The sequence below is a fragment of the Streptomyces sp. NPDC093149 genome, from assembly GCF_044754145.1.
Taxonomy (GTDB): Bacteria; Actinomycetota; Actinomycetes; order Streptomycetales; family Streptomycetaceae; genus Streptomyces.
In genome coordinates, this window is record NZ_JBIVON010000001.1 from 97,718 (window position 1) to 121,450 (window position 23,733).

At 69.8% G+C, this 23,733-nt stretch carries 25 protein-coding genes, 1 tRNA gene and 1 pseudogene; 14 read left to right on the top strand and 13 right to left on the bottom strand.

Annotated elements, in window-relative coordinates; genetic code table 11:
• Positions 1 to 30: 30 nt before the first annotated feature.
• Genes ACIQCZ_RS00500 through ACIQCZ_RS00510 form a run of 3 tightly spaced genes read right to left on the bottom strand, consistent with a single transcriptional unit; the run spans position 31 to position 1,034 of the window.
• Positions 31 to 510 (bottom strand): transposase, encoded by a 480-nt coding sequence (locus ACIQCZ_RS00500; protein ID WP_402278340.1) that lies wholly within the window; start codon positions 508 to 510, stop codon positions 31 to 33.
• A gap of 36 nt (positions 511 to 546) precedes the next feature.
• A complete protein-coding gene (locus ACIQCZ_RS00505; protein WP_402278342.1) occupies positions 547 to 789 on the bottom strand; it encodes a hypothetical protein in 243 nt (80 codons plus the stop codon).
• Positions 786 to 1,034, bottom strand: coding sequence for a hypothetical protein (locus ACIQCZ_RS00510; RefSeq protein ID WP_093895895.1), 249 nt, complete (start codon positions 1,032 to 1,034; stop codon positions 786 to 788). Before ACIQCZ_RS00510 ends, ACIQCZ_RS00505 begins: the two co-directional genes overlap by 4 nt.
• A 133-nt stretch (positions 1,035 to 1,167) precedes the next feature.
• On the opposite strand from ACIQCZ_RS00510, the gene ACIQCZ_RS00515 reads away from it, so the two are divergent.
• Positions 1,168 to 1,815, top strand: coding sequence for a hypothetical protein (locus tag ACIQCZ_RS00515; protein ID WP_402278344.1), 648 nt, complete (start codon positions 1,168 to 1,170; stop codon positions 1,813 to 1,815).
• Between the two features lie 68 nt (positions 1,816 to 1,883).
• Here ACIQCZ_RS00515 and ACIQCZ_RS00520 read toward each other — a convergent pair whose 3' ends face one another.
• The 3 genes and pseudogenes from ACIQCZ_RS00520 to ACIQCZ_RS00530 form a co-directional block, all read right to left on the bottom strand.
• Positions 1,884 to 2,072, bottom strand: coding sequence for a hypothetical protein (locus tag ACIQCZ_RS00520; RefSeq protein ID WP_402280148.1), 189 nt, complete (start codon positions 2,070 to 2,072; stop codon positions 1,884 to 1,886).
• A 305-nt stretch (positions 2,073 to 2,377) separates the two neighbouring features.
• The gene (locus tag ACIQCZ_RS00525; protein WP_376271920.1) at positions 2,378 to 2,737 is read right to left on the bottom strand and encodes a hypothetical protein; all 360 of its coding nucleotides are present in this window, start codon (positions 2,735 to 2,737) and stop codon (positions 2,378 to 2,380) included.
• Positions 2,738 to 2,751: 14 nt separating this feature from the next.
• Positions 2,752 to 3,369, bottom strand: a pseudogene (locus ACIQCZ_RS00530) (transcriptional regulator); the annotation flags it as partial.
• A gap of 32 nt (positions 3,370 to 3,401) precedes the next feature.
• Here ACIQCZ_RS00530 and ACIQCZ_RS00535 point away from each other — a divergent pair.
• Complete coding sequence (locus tag ACIQCZ_RS00535; protein ID WP_402280261.1) at positions 3,402 to 3,605, top strand: hypothetical protein; 204 nt, start codon at positions 3,402 to 3,404, stop codon at positions 3,603 to 3,605.
• 119 nt (positions 3,606 to 3,724) lie between these two features.
• Here the strand turns inward: ACIQCZ_RS00535 and ACIQCZ_RS00540 are convergent, their stop codons facing one another.
• Positions 3,725 to 4,483, bottom strand: coding sequence for a phosphoglyceromutase (locus ACIQCZ_RS00540; protein ID WP_351075311.1), 759 nt, complete (start codon positions 4,481 to 4,483; stop codon positions 3,725 to 3,727).
• 229 nt (positions 4,484 to 4,712) lie between these two features.
• Here ACIQCZ_RS00540 and ACIQCZ_RS00545 point away from each other — a divergent pair, with 229 nt between their 5' ends.
• Positions 4,713 to 6,065, top strand: coding sequence for an MDR family MFS transporter (locus ACIQCZ_RS00545; RefSeq protein ID WP_402278346.1), 1,353 nt, complete (start codon positions 4,713 to 4,715; stop codon positions 6,063 to 6,065).
• A gap of 169 nt (positions 6,066 to 6,234) precedes the next feature.
• On the opposite strand, the gene ACIQCZ_RS00550 is transcribed toward ACIQCZ_RS00545, so the two are convergent.
• Complete coding sequence (locus tag ACIQCZ_RS00550) at positions 6,235 to 6,384, bottom strand: hypothetical protein (RefSeq protein ID WP_351075307.1); 150 nt, start codon at positions 6,382 to 6,384, stop codon at positions 6,235 to 6,237.
• Positions 6,385 to 6,601: 217 nt separating this feature from the next.
• A complete protein-coding gene (phoU, locus tag ACIQCZ_RS00555; RefSeq protein ID WP_376221670.1) occupies positions 6,602 to 7,279 on the bottom strand; it encodes a phosphate signaling complex protein PhoU in 678 nt (225 codons plus the stop codon).
• 199 nt (positions 7,280 to 7,478) lie between these two features.
• On the opposite strand from phoU, the gene ACIQCZ_RS00560 reads away from it, so the two are divergent.
• Both ACIQCZ_RS00560 and ACIQCZ_RS00565 read left to right on the top strand, forming a co-directional pair.
• Positions 7,479 to 8,753 (top strand): ATP-binding protein, encoded by a 1,275-nt coding sequence (locus ACIQCZ_RS00560; RefSeq protein WP_351075304.1) that lies wholly within the window; start codon positions 7,479 to 7,481, stop codon positions 8,751 to 8,753.
• The gene (locus ACIQCZ_RS00565; protein ID WP_073789279.1) at positions 8,750 to 9,430 is read left to right on the top strand and encodes a response regulator transcription factor; all 681 of its coding nucleotides are present in this window, start codon (positions 8,750 to 8,752) and stop codon (positions 9,428 to 9,430) included. Before ACIQCZ_RS00560 ends, ACIQCZ_RS00565 begins: the two co-directional genes overlap by 4 nt.
• 84 nt (positions 9,431 to 9,514) lie before the next feature.
• Here the strand turns inward: ACIQCZ_RS00565 and ACIQCZ_RS00570 are convergent, their stop codons facing one another.
• Positions 9,515 to 10,162: a DUF461 domain-containing protein gene (locus ACIQCZ_RS00570; protein WP_402278349.1), complete on the bottom strand. Its 648-nt coding sequence runs from the start codon at positions 10,160 to 10,162 to the stop codon at positions 9,515 to 9,517.
• 620 nt (positions 10,163 to 10,782) lie between these two features.
• On the opposite strand from ACIQCZ_RS00570, the gene ACIQCZ_RS00575 reads away from it, so the two are divergent.
• The 6 genes from ACIQCZ_RS00575 to ACIQCZ_RS00600 all read left to right on the top strand — a co-directional run bounded on the left by ACIQCZ_RS00575 (position 10,783) and on the right by ACIQCZ_RS00600 (position 17,308).
• Positions 10,783 to 11,265, top strand: a complete 483-nt coding sequence (locus tag ACIQCZ_RS00575) for a CarD family transcriptional regulator (RefSeq protein WP_006380568.1) — start codon at positions 10,783 to 10,785, stop codon at positions 11,263 to 11,265.
• A gap of 334 nt (positions 11,266 to 11,599) precedes the next feature.
• Positions 11,600 to 12,346, top strand: coding sequence for a 2-C-methyl-D-erythritol 4-phosphate cytidylyltransferase (ispD, locus tag ACIQCZ_RS00580; RefSeq protein WP_376291945.1), 747 nt, complete (start codon positions 11,600 to 11,602; stop codon positions 12,344 to 12,346).
• Positions 12,336 to 12,857 (top strand): 2-C-methyl-D-erythritol 2,4-cyclodiphosphate synthase, encoded by a 522-nt coding sequence (ispF, locus tag ACIQCZ_RS00585; protein WP_402278351.1) that lies wholly within the window; start codon positions 12,336 to 12,338, stop codon positions 12,855 to 12,857. The genes ispD and ispF overlap by 11 nt, the downstream gene beginning before the upstream one ends.
• Positions 12,858 to 13,089: 232 nt before the next feature.
• Positions 13,090 to 14,493 carry a cysteine--tRNA ligase gene (gene cysS / locus ACIQCZ_RS00590; RefSeq protein ID WP_376222807.1) on the top strand — a complete coding sequence of 468 codons (1,404 nt, stop codon included), beginning with the start codon at positions 13,090 to 13,092 and terminating at the stop codon, positions 14,491 to 14,493.
• Between the two features lie 83 nt (positions 14,494 to 14,576).
• Positions 14,577 to 15,533: a 23S rRNA (guanosine(2251)-2'-O)-methyltransferase RlmB gene (rlmB, locus tag ACIQCZ_RS00595; RefSeq protein ID WP_376222805.1), complete on the top strand. Its 957-nt coding sequence runs from the start codon at positions 14,577 to 14,579 to the stop codon at positions 15,531 to 15,533.
• 137 nt (positions 15,534 to 15,670) lie between these two features.
• Positions 15,671 to 17,308 (top strand): DoxX family membrane protein, encoded by a 1,638-nt coding sequence (locus ACIQCZ_RS00600; RefSeq protein WP_402278354.1) that lies wholly within the window; start codon positions 15,671 to 15,673, stop codon positions 17,306 to 17,308.
• Positions 17,309 to 17,390: 82 nt separating this feature from the next.
• Here ACIQCZ_RS00600 and ACIQCZ_RS00605 read toward each other — a convergent pair whose 3' ends face one another.
• The 3 genes from ACIQCZ_RS00605 to ACIQCZ_RS00615 all read right to left on the bottom strand — a co-directional run bounded on the left by ACIQCZ_RS00605 (position 17,391) and on the right by ACIQCZ_RS00615 (position 20,058).
• Positions 17,391 to 18,101, bottom strand: a complete 711-nt coding sequence (locus ACIQCZ_RS00605) for an NDP-sugar synthase (RefSeq protein ID WP_402278356.1) — start codon at positions 18,099 to 18,101, stop codon at positions 17,391 to 17,393.
• A gap of 34 nt (positions 18,102 to 18,135) precedes the next feature.
• Positions 18,136 to 18,549, bottom strand: a complete 414-nt coding sequence (locus ACIQCZ_RS00610) for a hypothetical protein (RefSeq protein ID WP_402278358.1) — start codon at positions 18,547 to 18,549, stop codon at positions 18,136 to 18,138.
• A gap of 372 nt (positions 18,550 to 18,921) precedes the next feature.
• Positions 18,922 to 20,058, bottom strand: a complete 1,137-nt coding sequence (locus tag ACIQCZ_RS00615) for an ABC transporter ATP-binding protein (RefSeq protein ID WP_376219090.1) — start codon at positions 20,056 to 20,058, stop codon at positions 18,922 to 18,924.
• Positions 20,059 to 20,237: 179 nt separating this feature from the next.
• On the opposite strand from ACIQCZ_RS00615, the gene ACIQCZ_RS00620 reads away from it, so the two are divergent.
• From ACIQCZ_RS00620 to ACIQCZ_RS00630, 3 genes are all read left to right on the top strand, one after another.
• Positions 20,238 to 20,311: transfer RNA gene (locus ACIQCZ_RS00620), tRNA-Thr, on the top strand.
• 337 nt (positions 20,312 to 20,648) lie between these two features.
• Positions 20,649 to 21,044 carry a hypothetical protein gene (locus ACIQCZ_RS00625; protein ID WP_402278360.1) on the top strand — a complete coding sequence of 132 codons (396 nt, stop codon included), beginning with the start codon at positions 20,649 to 20,651 and terminating at the stop codon, positions 21,042 to 21,044.
• Positions 21,045 to 22,043: 999 nt separating this feature from the next.
• Positions 22,044 to 23,342: a sensor histidine kinase gene (locus ACIQCZ_RS00630; RefSeq protein ID WP_402278362.1), complete on the top strand. Its 1,299-nt coding sequence runs from the start codon at positions 22,044 to 22,046 to the stop codon at positions 23,340 to 23,342.
• Positions 23,343 to 23,733 lie beyond the last annotated feature (391 nt).

Sequence of the window (23,733 nt, forward strand, 5' to 3'; positions counted from 1 at the left end):
GTTGCGACGGTGCTGGTCACAGCCACTCGTTCACGGCTGCGACCAGCGCAGTCGCCTCGTAGCGGACGGAGAGTTTGTCGTACCTCGTGGCCACTGCCCTGTGCCTTTTAAGTCGGTTGATCCCGCGCTCGACCGCATGGCGCTCGCGGTAGTCGGCCGGGCCGAAAGCGGTGGCCGGCCGCCGCAGGAGCCGCGCTTGTGGCGGTTGCGCGCTTGGTCGGCCTTGTCCGGGATGGTGCAGCGGATCCCGCGGCGGCGCAGATAGGCGCGACTTCTGCGGGAGGCATACGCCTTGTCAGCACGCACCCGATCGGGGCGGACGCGTGGCCGGCCCGATCGGGTGCGGGGCACGCGGACCTTCTCCAGCACGGGTTCGAACTGCGGCGAGTCTCCACGCTGCCCTGCCGTCACCACGATCGACATGGGCTTCTGACTCTGCTCAACTGCCAGGTGGAGCTTGGTGGTGAACCCGCCGCGCGACCTTCCCGGCCCGTGATGTCCGAGATCCACTTTCGAGACACGGCCCAGAGTCGGGCCAGTACCGGCTCAGGGCAGCGGGACGAGCCTCACCACGGTGACGATCAGGACGGACCCGGAGACGTAATAGAGCACGATCGCCCCGGCGACCGTCGCCTCGCGGCGGTCGCGCTCGCTCTTGACGGCCGACGACCCGTGCCCGTACGGGTCCAGACCCAGGGTGCGGGCCATCTCGTTCCGGAAGGTCTCGCCGTCGGGCATCTTGGCCAGGGAGTCGTCGGCGGGCGGGGCGTAGGAGATACGGAAGCTCAAGCGACCGTCCGCCTTTCGGCCTCGTCCTGAGCCAGCCGGTCCAGGATCTTCTCGGCCTCCGGATCGGGTACGGCCTCCAGCATCCAGTGCCGCATGACCGCCTGGATCTCGCTGACACCGGCGTCGTTGATGGCGCGGTCGAACTCCTCGCGTCTCTCCTCGGGCAGGGTGGCCCGGATGTCCGGAATGCTGTTGGGCACGTCGACTTCGGCGCCGCCGACGTAGGTCTTCAGGGGCTCGCCCATGGTTGCTCTCCCCGCTCTCCTTGCTCTCCGTACGGCCCGTCAGGTCGACTCCGTCCTTGTACGGTCCGGTACTTGGGTCACGTTAGCGCCAGGGCCCGCGACGGACGAGGAACCCGCGCGATACGTTCGCCCCGTGACAGGTACATCGTGGGACATATTGCTGATCGGTGGAGCGTCCGGTGTCGGTAAGAGCCGGGTCGCCGCCCAACTCGCGGATGAGGCGAGAGGATTCGTGGTCGAGTTCGACGACGTGGTCGGGGCCGTCGAAGCCATGACGACGGCCGAACACCATCCCGCCGTCCACCACTTCGACGACATTCCCGACACCGAACTGCTGACCGTCGAGCACGTGCTGAACCTTCAGATCGCCACCGCTCGGGCCCTGGAGCCCGCGGTGCTCGGCGTCGTACGCAACCGCCTGACCGTCGATGTGCCCGCCCTGGTCGAGGGCGACTACCTCACCCCGGCGGCGGCCGCGGAAGCGATCCGCGAGGGGCGGACGGCCGGTCGCCGAGTGCGGGCGGTGTTCCTCCACGAGGAGGACCCGGACCGGATCACCGCCAACTACGCGGCGCGGGAGCCCGAGTGCGGGGAGCAGACGCATCGGGCCCGGGTCAGCGCGGCGTACTCGCGGTGGCTCGGCGACCAGGCCCGCCTGCACGCTCTGCCGGTGGTCGCTTGCCGCCCGTGGGACACGCTGGCGGCGCGCATCGGGTCGGCCCTGGACGGGGAGAAGGACCGGTTCGGGCCGCCGGAGGTGCCCGGGGCTCCCGGGGCATGAGGAGGCGTGAGGGCGGCGGGGTGCCGGAAACGCGGCAGGGCCGACAGCGCGTGGGCCACGACCCGTGGCTAACGCTTCAGTGACCTGTACCGCTTGAGGAGGGTGGCGATCCTGCCCCGGTCCGCGCCGCCGTTCAGTTCGGTAAGGAGGTCATCGGGGCAGAGCTCATAGTGGTCGCCCCACCAACGGCCTCCCCTGTTGTCCCAGATGCGATAACCGCCCGGCACGCCTCTGGCCACATACCGCCTCCTGCTCACGGCGCCGGCCAGTACGGACGCGGGACGCTTTCCCATTCATCTCGACATGGCACCAACTGCGCTGCGCTGCACGTGAGTCCGGTGGTGATCGAGGTTCCGTCCATCCGGACAGGCTGACTCTGCGACAGCGGTGACGGCTCGTCGATATTTCACGGCCAGAGCCGGGCCCTTGCCGGAGCCGCGGCGTACGGCCATGCGGAGGGCAGGGCTCGCCACGTATGGGGATGGTGGTGCTGATACAAGGAAGCCCTGCAGTCTCATCAGAGATTGCAGGGCTGGAAGGTCTCGGTCATCCGAGTTGGGGTCTATGCCTTCTCGATGGCCTCGAAGATGTCGGCGTCGGTCTCCTGCTGCCAGGACGGAAGGTCGGACCAGTCGGCCACGTAGCCGGGCTTCGGGTCGTCGAAGTGCTTGAACATCTGAGCTGTCCAGCAGGTCGCGACAAACCGGCTCTTCTGCTCGCGGGACAGCCTGGACGCGTGCCCGCCACTGATCTCGATGAACTGGCGGACCTGGTCGTGGACGGCTCCTGCGGCCGCACGCTCCCACTGCGGGGTGTCGTCCCACGGGGTGACGTAGCCGGCCTTGGGCTCCCCGGGGAAGTGCCGGCGCACTCCTGCGATCCAGGACTCCCTGAACAGTCGTGCACCTTCGGTCTGCGACATGCCAACCCCTCTCGTCACGGCGTGCTCAGTGTGGCGATCTCCGCCCCCAGCTCCGCCACGCGGTGGTCGCGGCTCAAGGGACCGAACTCGTCGCACAGGGCTTGGAGTCTACGGGCGATATATCCGGACGATGAGGCTCGGGCCAGGCCGATGGCTTCCAGGCCGTACGCAACGACCTGCTCGGGATCCCTCCGCTTTGCGCCGATGGCTGCCAGACCGGTCAGCACTGCACCACGTCGCCGGTACGACTGTCCGGAGGCGAGAGCCGTCTGTTCCAGAGCACCCTCCAGAGCTTCCTCCGCCGCGTCGAGGCGGCCAAGCTGCAGGTAGCGCGCTCCACGCTCCTCTGTCAGACGCGCGCCGTCGAACCGGAGCCATCCGCCGTTGACGCTGTCCGCGGTGAGGTCCCGGACGGCCTCGGCCTGGTCCATCGCCCTTTCGCACGCGGCCAGGTCGCCAAGACCGGCGTACGCCTCGGCCTGGACCGACGCGACCCAATGACGGGTCGAGAGGTCATTGTCACCCCTGCCTGCGAGTCTCTTGGCTGCGCCAAGCAGCTGTGCCGCTTGGCGGTAGTGCTGCTCGGACATGTCCACGTAGGCGTGGCGTACGAGGGCACAAGCCCACAGATCTTCTCCACGCGTACAGCCTCCGGGTACCGCTCGTGGCCATACGCATCCGCACGCAGTTCGCAGATGTACTCGATACCCCCGCCGGTCGCATCGGTGAGCTGGCGGCACTCGCCGAGATGCTGCAAGCCGTGACGCGAGGCTTCTACACCGAGCTCGCCCCACATCTCCTGGCCCGTGCGGAGGAGTTGACCGGGGTCCGACCGCCTGTCGCGGCGGCTGCCGAGGTGCTTACCTGACGGCTGCCACGTGCGGAGCACCGCGACAACCCTGATGGTCCAGGCGCGGTCCCAGCACAGCGACAGGCCCCCTGCCCGCGGAGGAATCCGCAGGCAGGGGGCCTGTCAAACTTCGGCGACTACTTCTTGCCCTGGTTCTTCACGGCCTCGATCGCGGCCTTCGCCGCGTCCGGGTCGAGGTAGGTGCCGCCCGGCTTGATCGGGCGGAAGTCGGCGTCCAGCTCGTAGGAGAGCGGGATGCCGGTCGGGATGTTCAGGCCCGCGATGTCGGCGTCGGAGATGCCGTCGAGGTGCTTGACCAGGGCGCGGAGGCTGTTGCCGTGGGCGGCGACCAGGACCGTGCGGCCGGCCAGGAGGTCCGGGACGATGCCGTCGTACCAGTACGGCAGCATCCGGACGACGACGTCCTTGAGGCACTCGGTGCGCGGGCGCAGCTCCGGCGGGATCGTCGCGTAGCGCGGGTCGTCGCTCTGCGAGAACTCGGTGCCGTCCTCCAGGGCGGGCGGCGGGGTGTCGTACGAGCGGCGCCACAGCATGAACTGCTCCTCGCCGAACTCGGCGAGCGTCTGTGCCTTGTCCTTGCCCTGCAGGGCGCCGTAGTGGCGCTCGTTCAGCCGCCAGGAGCGGTGGACGGGAATCCAGTGGCGGTCCGCGGCTTCCAGCGCGAGCTGCGCGGTGCGGATGGCGCGCTTCTGGAGGGAGGTGTGCAGGACATCGGGGAGCAGACCGGCGTCCTTGAGCAGCTCACCGCCGCGGACTGCCTCCTTCTCGCCCTTCTCGGTGAGGTTGACGTCCACCCAACCGGTGAACAGGTTCTTCGCGTTCCATTCGCTCTCGCCGTGGCGGAGGAGGATCAGCTTGTACGGTGCGTCGGCCATGGGTCCGAGCGTAATCGAAGCCGTACGGGCGCTGCGCGGCCCGGTCACAGGGCGGACAGGCGGCGCACGGGAGGGGCGGGTGAGGGGTGTGTGACGGGCCCGGAGCCGGGACGATTGACGAGCGGCGTCAATTGACTGGCGGACCGGAATCCGGGATTCGTAATGTTCGCATGACCATCGGGCCTGTTACCGATGATGTTCGTTCCGCACTTCCCTGGGGGGATCCCGTATGTCTGTCGCCGGTCTCAGACGGGCCGCACGCGAGTCCGTGTCCGGTCTCCCCAGGGAGTTCTGGTGGCTGTGGACGAGCACGCTGGTCAACCGCCTCGGTGGGTTCGTCGCCACGTTCATGGCGCTCTACCTGACCCTGGACCGGGGCTACTCCGCCTCGTACGCCGGTCTGGTCGCCGCGCTGCACGGGCTCGGCGGGGTCGTCTCCTCGCTCGGGGCGGGGGTGATGACCGACCGGCTGGGGCGTCGGCCCACCATGCTCATCGCGCAGAGCTCCACAGCCGCGTCGGTGGCCGTCCTCGGGTTCATGGTCCATCCGGTGGCCATCGCGGCCGTCGCCTTCGTCGTCGGTATGGCCAGCAACGCCTCGCGGCCCGCCGTGCAGGCGATGATGGCCGACATCGTCCGGCCCGAGGACCGGGTACGGGCCTTCTCGCTCAACTACTGGGCGATCAACCTCGGCTTCGCCGTCTCCTCCGCCGGGGCCGGGTTCGTCGCCGAGTACAGCTATCTCGCCGGGTTCCTCGGCGAGGCCGCGATGACCCTCGGCTGCGCCCTCGTCGTCTTCCTGAAGGTGCCCGAGTCGAGGCCCGAGAAGGCAGCGGTGCCCGAGCGCGCGGTGGGCGGCTCGGACGAGGTCCGGCTCTCCACCGTGCTGCGCGACGGGCGGTTCATGAGCGTCGTGGGGCTCTCCTTCGTCATCGCCCTGATCTTCCAGCAGGGGTATGTGGGGCTGCCGGTTGCCATGGGGGCGGACGGGTTCTCCAGCTCCGACTTCGGTACCGCGGTCGCCGTCAACGGTGTGCTGATCGTGGCGCTCCAGATCCCCGTCACCCGCTTCATCCAGCACCGCGATCCGCGTCGGCTGCTCATCGTGTCGTCGCTGCTGGCGGGGTACGGATTCGGGCTCACCGCCTTCGCCGGGTCGGTCGCCGTGTACGCGCTGACCATCTGCGTCTGGACGGTCGCCGAGATCGTCAACTCGCCCATCCAGAGCAGCCTGGTGGTCCGGCTCTCGCCCGCCCGCGGCCGGGGCCGCTACCAGGGGATGTACACGATGTCCTGGTCGGCCGCCGCGCTGGTCGCCCCGTTGATGTCGGGTGCGGTGATCGACCGGTTCGGGGCGCAGTGGCTCTGGGGGGCGTGCGCAGTCCTCGGGACCGGGGCCGCGCTCGGATACTGGCTGCTGATGCGGAATCTGCCGGGGGAGGACGGGGGCGGCAGCCGGGTGGCGGAGAGCGGCAGCTCTTCGGCCGGTTCGGGAGCCGGCCGCGAAGCGAGCTCCGGAACCGGCCGCGACGCCGGCACCGGAAGCATCGGGGCCGAGCCTTCCGTCGAGCCGATGGGCTGAGAGGCCGGCGGGCGTCGACACGCTCGTCCTCGCCGGCTCCGCCGCAGTCGGCGAGCACTTCCTGCGATACGCCGCGCCCCTGCACCGCGCCCGCACGAGGACGCCCCGCGCGGAACGTCACAGCAGATCCCGCGCGGGGCGCCCTTCCGGCTCCGTACCGGCCGACCGGTCAGCCGCAGCAGCCACCGCACTGGCACGGGGCCCCGGACTGGCACCCGCACCCGCAGCCGGAGCCGCAGCCGCAGGCGCCGAGAACGGTCAGGTGCACCACGTCGGCGGGCGCCTCCTGCTGGGGATCGGTCGTGGGGGAATCGGCCATGGTTCCTCCTCAGGACATACGACAGGGCCGTACGCCACTGCGACGCGCGTACGACCGGGGCGTACGGACAAGTCGTGCCGCCCCACCCCATTGCATGCCCACTCGGGCGGGCGCATCAACAGCGCACGCGCGCAGAGACACATGTACGACCCCCCGTGCGACCGCGCACGCCCCCACGGGCCCGGGACCCCCGGGCCCGTGGCATCCGGCCTTCCGGCTACGCGCCCTCCACCGGCGCCGGCTGCTGGATCTCGTCGGCGTGCTCGCCGGTCACCAGGTAGACCACACGCTTGGCGACCGATACCGCGTGGTCGGCGAAGCGCTCGTAGTAGCGGCCGAGCAGCGTCACGTCGACGGCCGTCTCGATGCCGTGCTTCCAGCGGTCGTCCATCAGATGCTGGAACAGCGTGCGGTGCAGCAGGTCCATCTCGTCGTCGTCCTGCTCCAGCTGGAGCGCCAGGTCGACGTCCTTGGTGATGATCACCTCGGCGGCCTTGGCCATCAGGCGCTGTGCCAGCTGGCCCATCTCCAGGATGGTGGCGTGCAGGTCGTGCGGCACCGCCGATTCCGGGAACCGCAGCCGGGCCAGCTTGGCGACGTGCTGGGCGAGGTCGCCCGAGCGCTCCAGGTCGGCGCTCATCCGCAGCGAGGTGACCACGATCCGCAGATCCGTCGCCACGGGCTGCTGACGTGCGAGCAGGGCGATGGCCCGCGCCTCCAGGTCGTGCTGGAGGTCGTCGACCTTCTGGTCCGCGGCGATCACGCTCTCCGCGAGCTTGAGATCGGCATCGAGCATGGACGTCGTCGCCCGGCCGATCGCCGACCCGACGAGCCGGGCCATCTCGACCAGTCCCTCGCCGATCGAGTCGAGTTCCTCGTGGTAGGCGTCACGCATGGAAGTCCCTCTCCAGTCCTGTGTGCAATGCCGGGGCAGGCTGTGAGCCCCACGCTGCCACCCTGGGCGGTGTACGCGTCGCCTTCCGGCCGACCAAATGAACCAACCCTTGCCCCTCGGTGAACTCTGGGCGACGAGTGTTCGGATACGCACTCGGATGGCTGGGAGAGTCCTCAGGGACCCGCATAACCTTGACGGTATGGACGTGAACGCGGCAGTCGCCGCAGCTGCGGCGATCGGCGGTGCTTGTACCGGCGTGATCGCCATGCTGGCGTTCCGCTGGAGCGAGCGCGACCAGAAGAAGCCGACGCGAACCTCCCTGCGGCCCGACAGCAACGCGCCCCTGCCCCCCGGGGTGGACACGGTCCTGTCCGTTCTCAGTTCCTCCGCGGTCGTCCTCGACGAGAGCGACAGCGTGGTCAAGGCCAGCTCCGCCGCCTATGCGCTGGGACTGGTCAGGGGCGGTCGGCTCGCCGTCGAGGCGATGCTGAACATGGCCAGGGACACCCGCCGCGACGGTGAGATACGGCAGGTCGAACTGGACCTGCCCCGGCGCGGTACGGGCCGGGGCGAGGCCCTCGCGGTCTCCGCCCGGGTCGCCCCGCTGGGCTCCCGGCTGGTGCTGCTGCTGGTGGAGGACCTCACCGAGGCCCGCCGCATAGAAGCGGTACGACGCGACTTCGTCGCCAACGTCAGCCATGAGCTCAAGACCCCGGTCGGCGCGCTCTCGCTGCTCTCCGAGGCCGTGATGGACGCCTCCGACGACCCGGAGGCGGTGGAACGGTTCGCGGGGCGGATGCAGATAGAGGCGACCCGGCTGACCAACCTCGTACAGGAGATCATCGACCTCTCACGGGTGCAGAACGACGACCCGCTGGAGGACGCCGAGCCGGTCCGGGTCGACGAGCTGGTGGCCGAGGCCATCGACCGCTGCCGCCAGCAGGCCGGCTCGAAGCAGATCACCATGGCAGCGGGCGGCACCGCGGAGCTCCGCATCTGGGGCAACCGCGGCCAGCTCGCCGCGGCACTCGGCAACCTCGTCGAGAACGCCGTCAACTACAGCCCCGCCCGGACCCGAGTGGGCATCGCCGCCAGGCGGCTTGCCGTACCCGGCGGGGACCAGATCGAGATAGCGGTGACCGACCAGGGCATCGGCATCTCGGAGAAGGACCGCGAGCGGGTCTTCGAACGCTTCTACCGCGTCGACCCGGCCCGCTCACGGGCCACCGGTGGCACCGGCCTCGGCCTCGCCATCGTCAAGCACGTGGCCGCCTCGCACGGCGGGGAGGTCACGGTCTGGAGCTCGGAGGGCCAGGGCTCCACCTTCACCCTGCGGCTGCCCGAAGCGGGCTCCGTACGGGAACGGGACCGCCGCTCGGGCGGACCGCTCATCGTCAACGGCGACGAGGGTCCCTACGGACCCGCTCACCCCGACACCCTTGAACCATTCCCTGCCCCGGAGGTCCTTCCGTGACCCGAGTGCTCGTCGTCGAGGATGAGGAATCCTTCAGCGACGCCCTGTCCTACATGCTCCGCAAGGAGGGTTTCGAGGTCGCCGTCGCGGCCACGGGCCCGGACGGGCTTGACGAGTTCGAGCGCAACGGCGCCGACCTCGTGCTGCTCGACCTGATGCTGCCGGGCCTGCCCGGCACGGAGGTCTGCCGTCAGCTGCGCAGCCGGTCCAATGTCCCCGTGATCATGGTCACGGCCAAGGACAGCGAGATCGACAAGGTGGTCGGCCTGGAAATAGGAGCCGACGACTACGTCACCAAGCCGTTCTCCTCGCGGGAGCTCGTCGCCCGCATCCGCGCGGTGCTGCGCCGCCGCGGTGAGCCCGAGGAGGTCACACCGGCCGCCCTGGAGGCGGGCCCGGTCCGGATGGACGTGGACCGTCACGTCGTCACGGTCGCCGGCGGCAAGGTCGACCTCCCGCTCAAGGAGTTCGACCTGCTGGAGATGCTGCTGCGCAACGCGGGCCGGGTCCTGACCCGGATGCAGCTGATCGACCGGGTCTGGGGCGCGGACTACGTGGGCGACACCAAGACCCTCGACGTCCATGTCAAGCGCCTGCGCGCCAAGATCGAGCCCGACCCCGGAGCGCCGCGCTTCCTGGTGACGGTGCGCGGTCTGGGCTACAAGTTCGAGCCGTAGACCGGCCGGTGCACGACGGCGGAGGGCGCCCCCCGAAAGGGAGGGCGCCCTCCGCCGTTCAGGCGTGTGCGCGCCGGGGCGCGGTCAGCCCGCCGAGGCGGACGCGGAGTCGGTCGGGGTGACCGTGTCGTCCGCGGAGTCGGATGCGCCCGGCGCGCCCGGGTGCGCGGACGTGGAGCCGGTCGGCGTCGCGGGCGACTTCGACGGCAGCGCCGGCAGCGAGCTGGGACCGAAGCCCGTGAAGTAGCTGGTCGCCGGGACGACGAACGCGCCGAGCGAGATCTCACCGGTCGAGCTGAACTTGAAGGCGACGGGCTGCACGTTGCCCGCCTGCGCGGCCTCGCGGCTGTTCTCGATCACGGCGGACGCGTTGCCCTTGCCGCCGAGCACCACCCTGCCGCCGGCCGGGACCACGATGGGTCCGGAACCCTTGGCGGCGTGCAGCTGCACCGCGACGCTCGTACCCGGCAGGGTGACGGCGTCCAGGGTCTGCTGCTTGGTGCCGCTGTTGAACAGCGTCGCGGAGACGACGGCCGGGCCCTCGGCGCCGCGCTCGGGCTGGGTGATGACGTTCGCGTTCTGGATGCTGATGTCACCGGAGGTGGTGGCAGCACTGTCCGGCCTGACCTTGAGCGTCGCTGCGTCATTGCCTGCACCGCACGCGGCGAGCGAGGCGATCGAGAACACGATGGCGGTGGCGGCGAAGGCGCCGTGTCGAAGGCTGCGGCTCACGGCGGCGGCAACTCCTTGAACGTTCGGACTGCGGACGGGTGGGGCGAGCGACGTAAAGCCGCCCTAAGGATGTGTCAGCGGCCTTAGGCTACCGAGCCGCCCCTTCCGCCCCGCACCCGACCCGCCCCTACACGCCCCTTCGGGCTCCGGCGGTTACCGGGGCGAGTGCCCTCGGCCGGTTCCGCACCCGGTAGCGGTGCATGCCGAAACCCGTCGACATCCGCCGTTCACATATCGCCGGTGATCAATTCATGGAGCGTGGCGTATTCCATGCGCATAACCGATCGTACCGAGGTGCTGATCAATATCCATTGATCAACCGCACTTACGTCCGTACGGGTGATCGGTGCTCGAACGGACTACGTAAAGTTCATCATCCGGAATCCGGCAAACCGGGACGTTAGGCCACTTCGGAGGGGGGTTCCGGGGTGTGTGACATGCGTGTTTCGCCTCGCCCGTACAGCCGCTCCGACCTGCGAATACCGTCTCCCGTGAACCTTCCGCAGCACGTACGTGTTGCTGTTGTCAAGCCCCGAGATATGCCCTGACCTGCGAAAACGCCATTCAGGAGAAGCTGTTCTCGTGTTACCCTTGATAGCCACGGAAGGGGTACCTGTCACATGACGTTCAAGGTTGGCGACACCGTGGTCTATCCCCATCACGGGGCCGCGCTGATCGAGGCTATCGAAACTCGCCAGATCAAAGGCGTGGACAAGACCTACTTGGTGCTCAAGGTCGCCCAGGGCGACTTGACGGTTCGGGTGCCGGCGGACAATGCGGAGTTCGTGGGCGTACGCGACGTGGTCGGGCAGGAGGGGCTGGACCGGGTCTTCGAGGTGCTGCGTGCACCGTATGCCGAAGAGCCGACGAACTGGTCCCGGCGCTACAAGGCAAATCTGGAGAAGCTCGCCTCCGGCGATGTCATCAAGGTCGCCGAGGTGGTTCGCGACCTGTGGCGTCGTGAGCGCGAGCGTGGACTCTCCGCAGGTGAGAAGCGGATGCTCGCCAAGGCTCGCCAGATTCTGGTGAGCGAGCTCGCTCTCGCGGAGAACACGAACGAAGACAAGGCCGAGGCTCTGCTCGACGAGGTACTCGCGTCCTGAACCGGCTCACGCCGGTCTCGAAAAAATGTGCCGCGGTGCCCGCTGACGACCGTATTCACGGTATGTCGTCGGGCGCTGCGGCATGTCTGGATTCAGCCACGGCCTGTCTGGATTGCGTCCCCGACTCACCGACGCGTTGGCTTCATCGCCAATCCCCCCGATACGTTGCTCGCGATCTTGTGTAGCCGATCCCGAGCGGCCGGTGCGGCTTGTCCGAATCGACCGGATGTCACGGAAAGGGCCCGGTCGAGTCATGGCGTGGCGCCCGGCTCGATTGTGGCCATACCCATGTCGGCTGTGGAAACAAACATGCCGAAGCTTCGGAGTGCAACCGATGTCTGATCTATCGCGTCCGTACCGCACCGCCGCCGTGATTCCCGCGGCCGGCCGCGGCGTACGGCTCGGCCCGGGAGCCCCCAAGGCGCTCCGCGCGCTGGGCGGGACGCCCATGCTCATCCACGCGGTACGGGCCATGGCGGCCTCCCGTTCCGTCTCCCTGGTCGTCGTCGTCGCGCCGCCGGACGGCGCCCCCGAGGTCAAGAACCTGCTCGACGAGCACGCCCTGCCCGAGCGCACCGACTACCTGGTCGTGCCGGGCGGAGACACCCGCCAGGAATCGGTGCGCCTGGGCCTCGACGCCCTGCCCGAGGACGTCTCCGTCGTCCTCGTCCATGACGCGGCCCGCCCGCTGGTGCCGGTCGACACGGTGGACGCGGTGATCGAGGCGGTACGGGACGGCGCGCCCGCCGTCGTCCCCGCGCTGCCGCTCGCCGACACCGTCAAGGAGGTCGAGCCCGGAGCGCCGGGGGAGCCGGAGCCGGTGCTCGGCACGCCCGAGCGGGCCCGGCTGCGCGCCGTGCAGACTCCGCAGGGCTTCGACCGCGACACGCTCGTGCGCGCGCACAAGACCGTCACCGTCGGCGGCGAGGGCGCCACGGACGACGCGGGGATGGTGGAGCGGCTCGGGGCGCCCGTCGTGGTCGTCCCCGGGCACGAGGAGGCGTTCAAGGTGACCCGGCCGCTGGACCTGGTGCTGGCCGAGGCGGTACTGGCGCGCAGGAGGGCGAACGATGGCTTCTGAGGAAACGACGGCCTCCGAGGGGCGGACCGGGCCGGTGATCCCGCTGGTCGGGATCGGTACCGACATCCACGCCTTCGAAGAGGGCCGCGAACTGTGGTGCGCGGGGCTGCTGTGGGAGGGCGAGGGGCCGGGCCTCGCCGGGCACTCCGACGCCGATGTCGTCGCGCACGCCGCGTGCAACGCGCTCTTCTCGGCCGCCGGGCTCGGCGACCTCGGGCAGCACTTCGGCACCGGGCGGCCGGAGTGGTCCGGCGCCGCCGGGGTCACCCTGCTGACCGAGGCGGCGCGGATCGTGCGCGCCGAGGGCTTCGAGATCGGCAATGTCGCCGTCCAGGTCGTCGGCGTACGGCCGAAGATCGGCAAGCGGCGCGACGAGGCGCAGCGGGTGCTGTCGGCGGCCGTGGGGGCGCCCGTCTCGCTCTCCGCCGCCACGTCCGACGGGCTCGGCTTCACCGGGCGGGCCGAGGGTCTCGCCGGAATCGCGACGGCACTGGTCTACCGCACAGGCTGATCCATCGCGCGGCCCTGACCTGCGGGAATTCCCGGGCTCGGGGCCTTGTTGCAGGTCGGCGTGGTGGTCCGGACCGCCACGCGACAGATCGCCGGCCGGATCCGAGGCCCTCCGGTGTGCGACCCGCACACCGGAGGGACACCCACCGGAGGGACACCCTGTCGCAAGATTCTTTTCCCCGCGATGCCCGAGGGGTCGCGGGGCACTGGTGCACGCCCACTACCCTTGAGGCGTGACTATTCGCCTGTACGACACCAGCGCCCGGCAGATCCGTGACTTCGTACCGCTCACCGCGGGCTGTGTCTCGATCTACCTCTGTGGCGCGACCGTCCAGGCCGCCCCGCACATCGGGCACATCCGGTCCGGGCTGAACTTCGACATCATGCGCCGCTGGTTCGAGTACCGCGGCTACGACGTCACGTTCATCCGGAACGTCACCGACATCGACGACAAGATCATCGCGAAGTCGGCCGAACAGGGCCGCCCCTGGTGGGCGATCGGGTACGAGAACGAGCGGGCGTTCAACGCCGGCTACGACGCGCTCGGCTGCCTCCCGGTCACGTACGAACCGCGAGCGACCGGCCACATCACCGAGATGGTCGAGATGATGCGTGGCCTGATCGAGCGCGGTCACGCCTACGCCGCCGACGGCAACGTCTACTTCGACGTGCGCTCCTTCCCCGGCTACCTGGAGCTCTCCAACCAGGACCTGGACGATCTGCGCCAGCCGTCCGGCGAGGGCGAGACCGGCAAGCGCGACCAGCGCGACTTCGCGATGTGGAAGTCGGCCAGGCCGGGCGAGCCCAGCTGGGAGACCCCGTGGGGCCGCGGCCGTCCCGGCTGGCACCTGGAGTGCTCCGCCATGGCCCACAAGTACCTCGGCACCGCCTTCGACATCCACGGCGGCGGCATCGACCTGATCTTCCCGCACCACGAGAACGAGATCGCCCAGGCCAAGGCGTACGGCGACGAGTTCGCCAAGTACTGGGTGCACAACGGCTGGGTCACCATGTCCGGCGAGAAGATGTCGAAGTCGCTGGGCAACTCGGTGCTGGTCAGCGAGATGGTCAAGGCGTGGCGCCCGATCGTGCTGCGTTACTACCTCGGCACCCCGCACTACCGGTCGATGATCGAGTACAGCGAGGAGGCCCTGCGCGAGGCCGAGTCCGCGTTCGCCCGGATCGAGGGCTTCGTGCAGCGCGTCACCGAGAAGGCGGGCGAGACGGTCGAGCCCGCCACCGAGGTGCCGCCCGCCTTCGCCGAGGCGATGGACGACGACCTGGGCGTCCCGCAGGCGCTCGCGATCGTCCACACCACGGTCCGCCAGGGCAACTCCGCGCTCGCCGCCGACGACAAGGAGGCCGCCGTCGCCCGGCTCGCGGAGGTCCGCGCGATGCTGGGTGTCCTCGGCCTCGACCCGCTCGACGAGCACTGGGCCGGCGAGAGCGACCGCGGCGACGATCTGCACGGCGTCGTCGACACGCTCGTGCGCCTGGTCCTGGACCAGCGCCAGTCGGCCCGCGAGCGCAAGGACTGGCCCGCCGCCGACGCCATCCGCGACCAGCTCAACCAGTCCGGTCTCGTCATCGAGGACAGCCCGGCCGGACCACGGTGGACACTCGGCCCGCGCCAGTAGTCCACCCCACGTGCCGCCCGGCCTCCCGGGCGGCACACTTCACTTACGTACGCATGTCTGAGAAGAAACGAAACAGGTAGGTCATGGCCGGGAACAGCCAGCGCAGGAACCGCCGCACGTCCAACAAGAAGGGCGCGCAGGTCGGCAGCGGTGGGCAGCGACGCCGTGGCCTCGAAGGCAAGGGCCCGACGCCTCCCGCCTCCGCCCGCAAGGGACACAAGAAGAACCGCATCGCCAATGCCCAGGCCAAGCAGGCCGCGGCCCGCCGCCCCGCGCCCCGGCGCGGCGGCGTCAAGGGCACGTCCGAGATGGTCGTCGGCCGCAACCCGGTCTACGAGGCCCTGCGCGACGGCGTCCCGGCGACGACCCTGTACGTCCAGCAGTACATCGACAACGACGAGCGGGTCCGCGACGCGCTCCAGCTCGCCGGTGCGCGCGGCAACATCAACCTGATGGAGGCCCCGCGCGTCGAACTGGACCGGATGACGAACGGCCTGAACCACCAGGGTCTCGTCCTCCAGGTCCCGCCGTACGAGTACGCGCACCCGGAGGACCTCACCGCCGCCGCGTACGACAACGGCGAGGATCCGCTGATCGTCGCCCTCGACGGCGTCACCGACCCGCGCAACCTGGGTGCGATCGTCCGCTCCGTCTCCGCGTTCGGCGGGCACGGCGTGGTCGTGCCCGAGCGGCGCGCGGCCGGAATGACGGCGGGCGCGTGGAAGTCCTCGGCGGGCACGGCGGCCCGCACGCCGGTCTCCCGGGTGACGAACCTGACCCGGGCCCTGGAGGGCTACCAGAAGGCAGGCCTCACGGTCGTCGGCCTCGCCGCGGACGGCGAGCACACCGTCGAGGACCTGGAGGCCCTCGACGGCCCCGTCGTCATCGTCATCGGCAGCGAGGGCAAGGGCCTGGGCCGCCTCGTCGGCGAGACCTGCGACTACCGGGTCCGCATCTCGATGCCGGGCGGCGCGGAGTCGCTGAACGCCGGTGTCGCGGCCGGGATCGTCCTGTACGAGGTCGCGCGGCGCCGGGCCTGAGAGCCTGTCGGAGGCCACCCGACAGGCTCCGAGACGCACCCGGACGGGGGGCGGCCGACCGGGGCGCCCCCCGTTGACGGGTCTCGGACACATCGGGCCCGTCAAGGCAGTGTCCTAAACACACATCACTCGGTTAGATGAGTGTGGACACCAGAACGCCTCGGTTCGACGAACTACCCGCCCTGAGCATGACCAAGGTGGACTGCGACCCCGCGCAGGTCATCGTCAACCACGCCAGCTTCCGGGTACAGCTCGCCCCCGGCCAGCGCCCGCGGCTGCGCGGTCTGGCCCCCGCGGGCGCGCCCAGGATCCCCGCCATGAGCGGCGCCGGAGCGGTGCGCGGCAGGCGCTCGCCCGTCGTGTGGAGCGGCAGGTCCGCCCCGGGCGATCCCGGCGCCACCGGGCTCCTCCAGGCCGTACGGAACTCCACCGCGGGCCGGCCGACCTCCGCGTACGACCCCTACGATCCCTACGCCCCCCGCACCGGCCACGACTACGACGGCGGGATGGGCGGCACCCAGGTCATCGAGCGCCTGGAAGAGACTCAGCCCAACCCCGTCATCACCGCGCCCCGCCGGCCCGACCGCCCCGGCAACGGCCCGCTGCTGCCGCCCATGCGGCAGGCGGTCGGCGCCTACGACCCCGTCGACACCGGACCGTACGACCGCGCGGCGTACGACGACGAGTACGACGACGAGTACGACGACATCACCGAGGCCCGGGGCCGGCGGCACGGCAACGACTCCGTGCGGCACGCGTACTACCCCGGGCGCCGTATGAACCTCGGCGTCGTGCTGCTGCCCATGCGCGTCTTCCTCGGCTTCATCTCCATCTACGCCGGCATGGGCAAGCTCTGCGACCCCGTCTACTTCGACGGCGGCGAGCGCGGCTCCATGGTCAAGTGGCTCACCTCGCTGCACCCCTGGGCGCTCGCCGAGCCGCTGCGCGACTTCGCGCTCTCGCACCCCGTCGGTGCCGGACTCACCGTCGCCTTCCTCCAGGTCGTCGTCGGCGTCCTCACCGTCCTCGGCCTCTGGCAGCGCGTCGCCGCCTCCGTCGGCGCACTCCTCTCCGCCGCCCTGCTGGTCACCGTCAGCTGGCGCACCGTCGCCGTCTACGACGCGCCCGACATCATCTTCCTCGCCGCCTGGAGCCCGCTGATCATCGCGGGCGCCCCCGTCTACTCCGTCGACGGACGGCTCGCCGGCGAGGCGTGGCGCAGGCTCGGCCCGCGCTCGGCGATCTGGGACCTCCGCCGCCGGGTGCTGCGCCGGGGTGCCGTCGTCGCCACCGTGGTCGTCGGCCTCACTCTGCTCGTGGGCTCCATGCTCGGCGGCGCGGTCCGTTCCTCCGGGGTCGTCACCGTGCCCGGCCCGAACGGCAACCCGACCAACCAGCTCCCCGGCTCCCCGCTCCCGGAGGAGTCCCAGGGCCGCAGGGCCTCCCACACGCCCGACGGGAAGCGTCCCTCGCCGTCCCGCAGCAGTGCCTCCACCACTCCTTCGGCCAAGGCGTCCACGCCCGCCGCGGACTCCGTGCGCGAGTCCGGCCAGGCGGCCGGTGCCGGGCAGCCCAGCCAGACCCGGGGCACCGTGCAGCAGCCCCCGCAGCACACGGCCCCGCAGCCGCCTCCGTCCGGTAGTTCCGGCCCGAGTTCCTCCGGCTCCACCGGCGCCGGCGGCAGCTCGGCGACCGGCGGATCGGACGGCGGTGGCGGCTCCACCGGCGGTACGTCCGGTGGCGGGCAGAATCCCATCGGCGGTCTGCTCGGCTGAGCCGCCGGGTCGGCACAGGACACAGGGGCGGTCACCGGAACGAACCGGTGACCGCCCCTGTGTCGTGCCTCGTCGCGTGCCGCTACGGCCCGTCGAGCTCCTTGGCGGCCTCGGTCAGGTCCTTCGCGGTGTCGATGGCCCGCCAGTACGCGCCGTGCGGCAGCGGATACCCGGCCAGCCTCCGCTCACGGGCCAGCCGCGGGAACGTCGTCCGCTCGTGGTCGCCGAGGTCCGGCAGCAGGTCGGTGAACGCGGGGGAGAAGACGTACACGCCGGCGTTGATCAGATACGGGGAAGGCGGCGACTCAATGAAGTCGGTGATGTGCCCGAACGCGTCCGTCTCCACGGCGCCCCACGGGATACGGGGACGGGCCAGGGCCAGGGTGGCGGTCGCGTCGCGTTCGGCGTGGAACGCGGCCATCTCGCGCAGGGAGAAACGCGTCCAGATGTCGCCGTTGGTGGCGTACCAGGGCTGCTCCGGTTCGGGGAGCCGGGCTGCGGCGTACTTCAGCCCGCCGCCGCGTCCCAGGGGCTCGGACTCCACGACCGTCGTCACGCGCAGCGGCAGCACGGCCGAGTCCAGCCACTCCTGGAGCACCTCGGCCAGATGACCGCACGACACCACGGCGTCGGTCACGCCCTCGGCGGCCAGCCAGGAAAGCTGATGGCCGATGATCGGGGTCCCGGTGCCCGGGATCTCGACCATCGGCTTGGGGCGGTCATCGGTGTACGGGCGCAGCCGCGACCCCTGGCCACCTGCCAGGACCACGGCCTGCGTCGGATACGTATGCATGCCAGGCACGATATGCGGTGCCCGGACCGGCCGGTCAGCTGAACTGTGCGACGCCCGAGGCGAAGGACGTGTCGCAGACGGGACGCGAGAACCTGTGGGCCCGCGTCGGGCCGTACTGCTCGACGGCCGCGCGGCCCAGAGCCCTGGCGATCGACATGCAGTGCCGGGCGAGCGAGGGCCGGGCCTCGACGGAACGCTGCAGGTCCGTCAGGGCGACACCCGGGTCCTTCTCCCGGAGCTCCAGGAGCAGCCGGTCACGGAGGAGGTCCTGCGGGGTGCGCGTCCGGGCAGGCTTCGAGACGTCCTGGGCGGAGGCGGCCAGGACCTGGGACTCGGTGTTGTGCGCTGCCCACGGCACGCTGGTGACGGCGAGGGTCCCGGAGAGGACCATCACGACGGGCAGTACGAAAGCGAGGGATCGGCCGATACGGCGAGCGGTGTGGGTCACGCAGCGAGCGTAGCGGGCAGTGATGATGTGGCGACATTACGTCACTCTTGAGGGGGACGTTTCGAGGATGGTTTTCGAATCGCGTATTGACGGGCCGCAGTGAAATGCCCGGTGTGCCGGGGAATCCGGCACCGTACGGTTTCAAACCCGGACGCGCCCCGCGACGCGCGAACGGCCCCGCACACCGACTTCCCGCCCGCACGCCGAGCTTCCGCCCGGCCGACCTGTCGCCCGCACGACGACCTCTTGCCCGCACACCGACCTCGCGCCCGCACGACGCGCGAGCGGCCCCGTACGACGCGCGAGCGGCCCCGCACGAAGAACGTGCGGGGCCGCTGGGGTGCGGGTGATGCCGGTGCGCGGGGCGGGGCGTCAGTCGGTGAGACGCGCACCCGTCGAGGTCGAGAAGACGTGCAGCTCGTCCGGGCGCGGCACGACGTGCAGCTTGGTGCCCTTCTCCGGGACGGCGCGGCCGCCGACGCGGACGACCAGGTCCTTGTCCTCGCCGCCGACCTGCGCGGAGCCGTAGACGAAGCCGTCGGCGCCGAGCTCCTCGACGACGTTGACCGAGACGGCCAGACCGGCCGGGGCGTCGGCGCTGTCCTTCGAGAGGGACTTCGCGGCGGCGCCGCCGTGCTCGACGATGTCGAAGTGCTCGGGGCGGATGCCGACCGTGACGGTCGTGTCGCCCTTCTCCGAGGCGGCGGTGAGCGCTTCGCGGGAGACCGGGACGACGCTGTTGCCGAACTTCACGCCGCCGTCGGTGATCGGGACCTCGACCAGGTTCATGGCCGGGGAGCCGATGAAGCCGGCCACGAAGAGGTTCGCCGGCTTGTCGTACATGTTGCGCGGCGAGTCGACCTGCTGGAGCAGACCGTCCTTGAGGACCGCGACACGGTCACCCATGGTCAGGGCCTCGACCTGGTCGTGCGTGACGTACACGGTCGTGATGCCCAGACGGCGCTGGAGCGAGGCGATCTGCGTACGGGTGGAGACACGGAGCTTGGCGTCGAGGTTCGACAGCGGCTCGTCCATGAGGAAGACCTGCGGCTCACGCACGATGGCCCGGCCCATCGCGACACGCTGACGCTGACCACCGGAGAGCGCCTTCGGCTTGCGGTCCAGGTACTCGGTGAGGTCGAGCATCTTGGCGGCCTCTTCGACCTTCGCCCGGATGTCGGTCTTGTTGACACCGGCGATCTTGAGCGCGAAGCCCATGTTGTCCGCGACGGTCATGTGCGGGTAGAGCGCGTAGTTCTGGAACACCATGGCGATGTCCCGGTCCTTCGGCGGCAGGTGCGTGACGTCACGGTCACCGATGCGGATCGCGCCGCCGTTGACGTCCTCGAGACCCGCGAGCATGCGCAGGGAGGTCGACTTGCCACAGCCGGAAGGACCGACGAGGACGAGGAACTCACCGTCAGCGATGTCGATCTCCAGCTGGTCCACGGCCGGCTTCGTGGAGCCGGGGTAGACGCGGGACGCCTTGTCGAACGTGACACTGGCCATGCTGAATCTTCTCCTTCACCGGCAGGAACGTGCCGGACGATCCGAGTAAGGGAGTGGTCTGGTCCACTTGGGTGAATCCTCAGCGACGCTACCTGGACATTTGAAATCTGTCAGTAGTTCCAGGACCGCGAAATTTCGGGACCGCGAGGGGTGCGGTGTTGGTTACACTGCTCCGGCACGCCTCCTTAGCTCAGCTGGCCAGAGCAACGCACTTGTAATGCGTAGGTCGTCGGTTCGAATCCGACAGGGGGCTCCGGAGGAACCCCAGGTCAGACTCGCTCTGACCTGGGGTTTTCTCGTTCAGTGGATGCGTCGACGATGGCGGGAGCGGGGAGGGGCCCGAAGGCTCCATCCGGCGGCGCGTCCGTGCCGCCGCGCTGACTGGCCTCAACTGCTGGACAGAGCCCCGTAGGAAGGGCCAGCGGTTTACACCGAGGCTCTGCCGTCTCAGCGGTGCCGGGCACCAGCTTGATCACGTACGAGTGAAACGACGCAACAAACCTACGCAAATCGAACTTGGTGCGGAATCTCTGGAAGCGAGTCCCGCTGAGCACAGGGGCTCCCCCTCGACGAAGATCAAGGAGACCTCGGTGGTCAAGCGCGCGATGAAGTGCGGCCTCGTGGTGGCAGCGGCTGCGGCGATGCTGGTCAGCTCGGCCGGCTTTGCGACAGCTGCCGGGCCGGGAACGATGAACATCGTCTATGGCCCGATCGTCACGATTCCCGTGTCGCCTGGCAACGGCTACGCCGGTGCAGAGGCGACCACCGCCAAGTGTCCGGCCGGGCAGATCCTCACGGGCGGCGGAGCCGAGGTGAAGGCCGGAAATTCGTACGTCCAGCGCTACAACCTCGCGGCAAGCAGGCCGATCGGCTCAGAGACGTGGTGGGCCTACGCCACGAACACTGACACCAACAACCCGGGCACGCTCCAGGCCTTCGCGGTCTGCGCGCAGACGACCAACCTGGACGTGGTCCACACTCCCTGACGTGGCCGTGGCGCATGGACGAGCGGGACTGTTCGATGGGCTGACCCGGACGTCCGGGTGCGTTGTCAGACTGCGTGACGACGCCGACGAACGGCGGCGGACGAACGCGAACGTCTGCGGACCATCAGTGCAGGTGAGCGACACGCCAGGCCAAGGCGGAGCCCTCACCCGAGTTGCTTCGGGACGAAATGGTCTCAGTCTCGGTTGCCGCCGCATCCGCAGTTGTCCACCCGCGTCCGCGTAGGTCTGCGAAACGTCCCGACCAGGGAATTCGCCACCCCGGAGGACGTCGGTGGACGTCCGTGGAACAGGATCCGACAACTTGTAATGCGTAGGCCGTCGGTTCGAATCCGGCAGGGGCTCACTGGAACCCCAGGTCAGACCCGCTCTGACCTGGGGTTTTCTTGTGTTCGAGGCGTGGCGGGGCGTGTGGTCGGGGTGTCGTGGGAGGGCTTGCGTGAGCGATGCGTGAGCGGAGGGGCTGCGGGGCCCCGCTTCCCCGGCTTCTTCCGCTTCGCCTTCTTCTTGCCTGCCGCCTCGGCCTTCTTGGCGCGCCAGGCCTTCTTCCGGGCTCTCTCCGCCCTGCGGGCGGCGTCCTCCGCCTCGGTCTTCCGCCGGAGTGGGCCGGCTCGGCGGTGGCCTCGGCCGCGCTCTTCCCGACGTGGCTGTCGGTCTTCGGTTCGGATGCCTCGACCTCCCGGCCGTCCTGGACGAGCTGTCCCGAGACGGTGGGCGAGTGCCGGTCGAGTCGGCTGATGCCCGGCTTCCGGATGCGTTTGCCCGCGAGCCATCGGTCCAGCCATTCGCTCACGGTGAGGCTGCCGACGAGGTCTTGGCCGGTCTTGAGACGTCGTCGGCTCTCCTTCACGTCGGGGACGGACAGCTTGTCGTGGCTGACCTCGGCGAGCATCTCGGCGATCAGCTGGACGTACGCGCGGAACTCGCCTGCGCCATCCGCGACTTCAAGTCATGCACGACTCAATGCGTACGATCTGGCGCATGGGTGGGCTCAGTATGAACTCGGTGTACTGGGGCGGATATGGCGTGGTGATGGCGACCGCGCTCATGGCGGGCTGCCTGGCGATGGCATCGACGGCACCGCTCCTCGTCGTCGCCGCGTTGGTCGCCGTCGCGGCGGCGACGTTTCCCGCGCTGTGGTCGCCGCGCACGGCGCACTGGGTCCCGGCCATCGTGTTGGGCACCTGCGCGGTGTCCCAGGTGGTCACTTTCGTCTTCCAGGGGCCGGTTGCCGGTGAAGCGGAGACCTGGTGGCTGGTGGAGAGTGTCGGCTTGATGGTGCTGGTGGTCCCGGCGGTGCGCAGGCCCCGCGGACGCACTGCGCTGGTACTCGCGGTGCTCCTGAACGCGACCATCACGGAGCTACCGCTGCGGATGGTGCTGAGGGTGGATCCACCGGCCACCTTCGAGCAAGCCGTCAAGCTCTGTCTGATCTGGCTGCTGTTGGCCGCGGCGGCCAACGGCATTGGCTGCTATCTGCGGGTTCTGGACGCGCGCGGCAGCGCGGCGCTGGCTGCTGAACGACGGACCCAGCGACTCGAACTCGCCCGGGACCTGCACGACTTCGCCGCCCATGACGTGACGGGGGTGGTGGTCCTCGCGCAGGCCGCTCGGGTCCTTGTGGACCAGGACCCGAAGCGAGTCGGGGAACTGCTCACGCACATCGAGGAGGCGGGCCGGCAGGCTCTGTCCTCGCTGGACCGCACCGTGCAGGTGTTCACCGGTGACGACGCGGCGACGGTCCGGCACGGGCGGCATGCCGGGGAGACGGCCGATGCGGGCGGCGATGCGCTCCGCCCGCGTCCGCGGGATCTGGACGGGCTGAAGGCGCTGACCGACCGGTTCGCCCGCACGGGCGGTGCGGCGGTGCGGCTTGATCTGGCCGACGGCGCCTTGGCCGACCTCCCATGGCGCGTCAGCGAGTTGGGATACCGGGTGGTGGTGGAGGCGCTCACCAACGTACGGCGGCATGCCCCCGGCGCGTCCGAGGTGTGCGTAGCGGTGTCCCGTGCGGCGTACCGCGGCATGGACACGCTCAGCATCACCGTGATCGACGACGCGCCGAATGCCGGCTCGGAGGAGGGCTCGGGGGAGCGCGAGGAGCCTGAGCGGCTGGGTGGTGGGACCGGCCTGGCTGATCTGCGAAGGCGCGCGGCGGACATGGGGGGTGAACTCGCCGCGCATCCACACCCTTCTAGGGGCTGGCGGGTGAGCGTGCTGCTGCCCCTGGTGGCATCGGGGCCCGGCAGCGGTGACGAACAAGACCGGCCGAACGGCTGATGCCAAGGAAGCGGGCGTCGAGCGACTATGAAGGGGCCGGCTGAGGGGCACGGTCCGTCCCTGATCCGGTGATACATCCACGCGGGAAATCACTGGTCAGGAGATTCGGGGGATCTTCCGGATGATGCGCATTCGCATGTCTGCCGAGGATCTGACGTGTATTCGTATCGGCTCGGGCCTTGGTCCGGAAATCGAGGCGATTTTCGCGCTGGAAGTCTTGCGGGGAAGTGCGAACCACTTTCAAGCGTGGCAGAAAGGCGTACGTAAACGGCTCTCCTTGCAAGGGGATCTGGAGGCCCGTATTGATCACCTCGTTCGGACGCCAGGAGTGTTCCGGGATGTCCTGAGGATCTGGACGGGCGAGCACGACATGGCATCGGGTGAGAACACA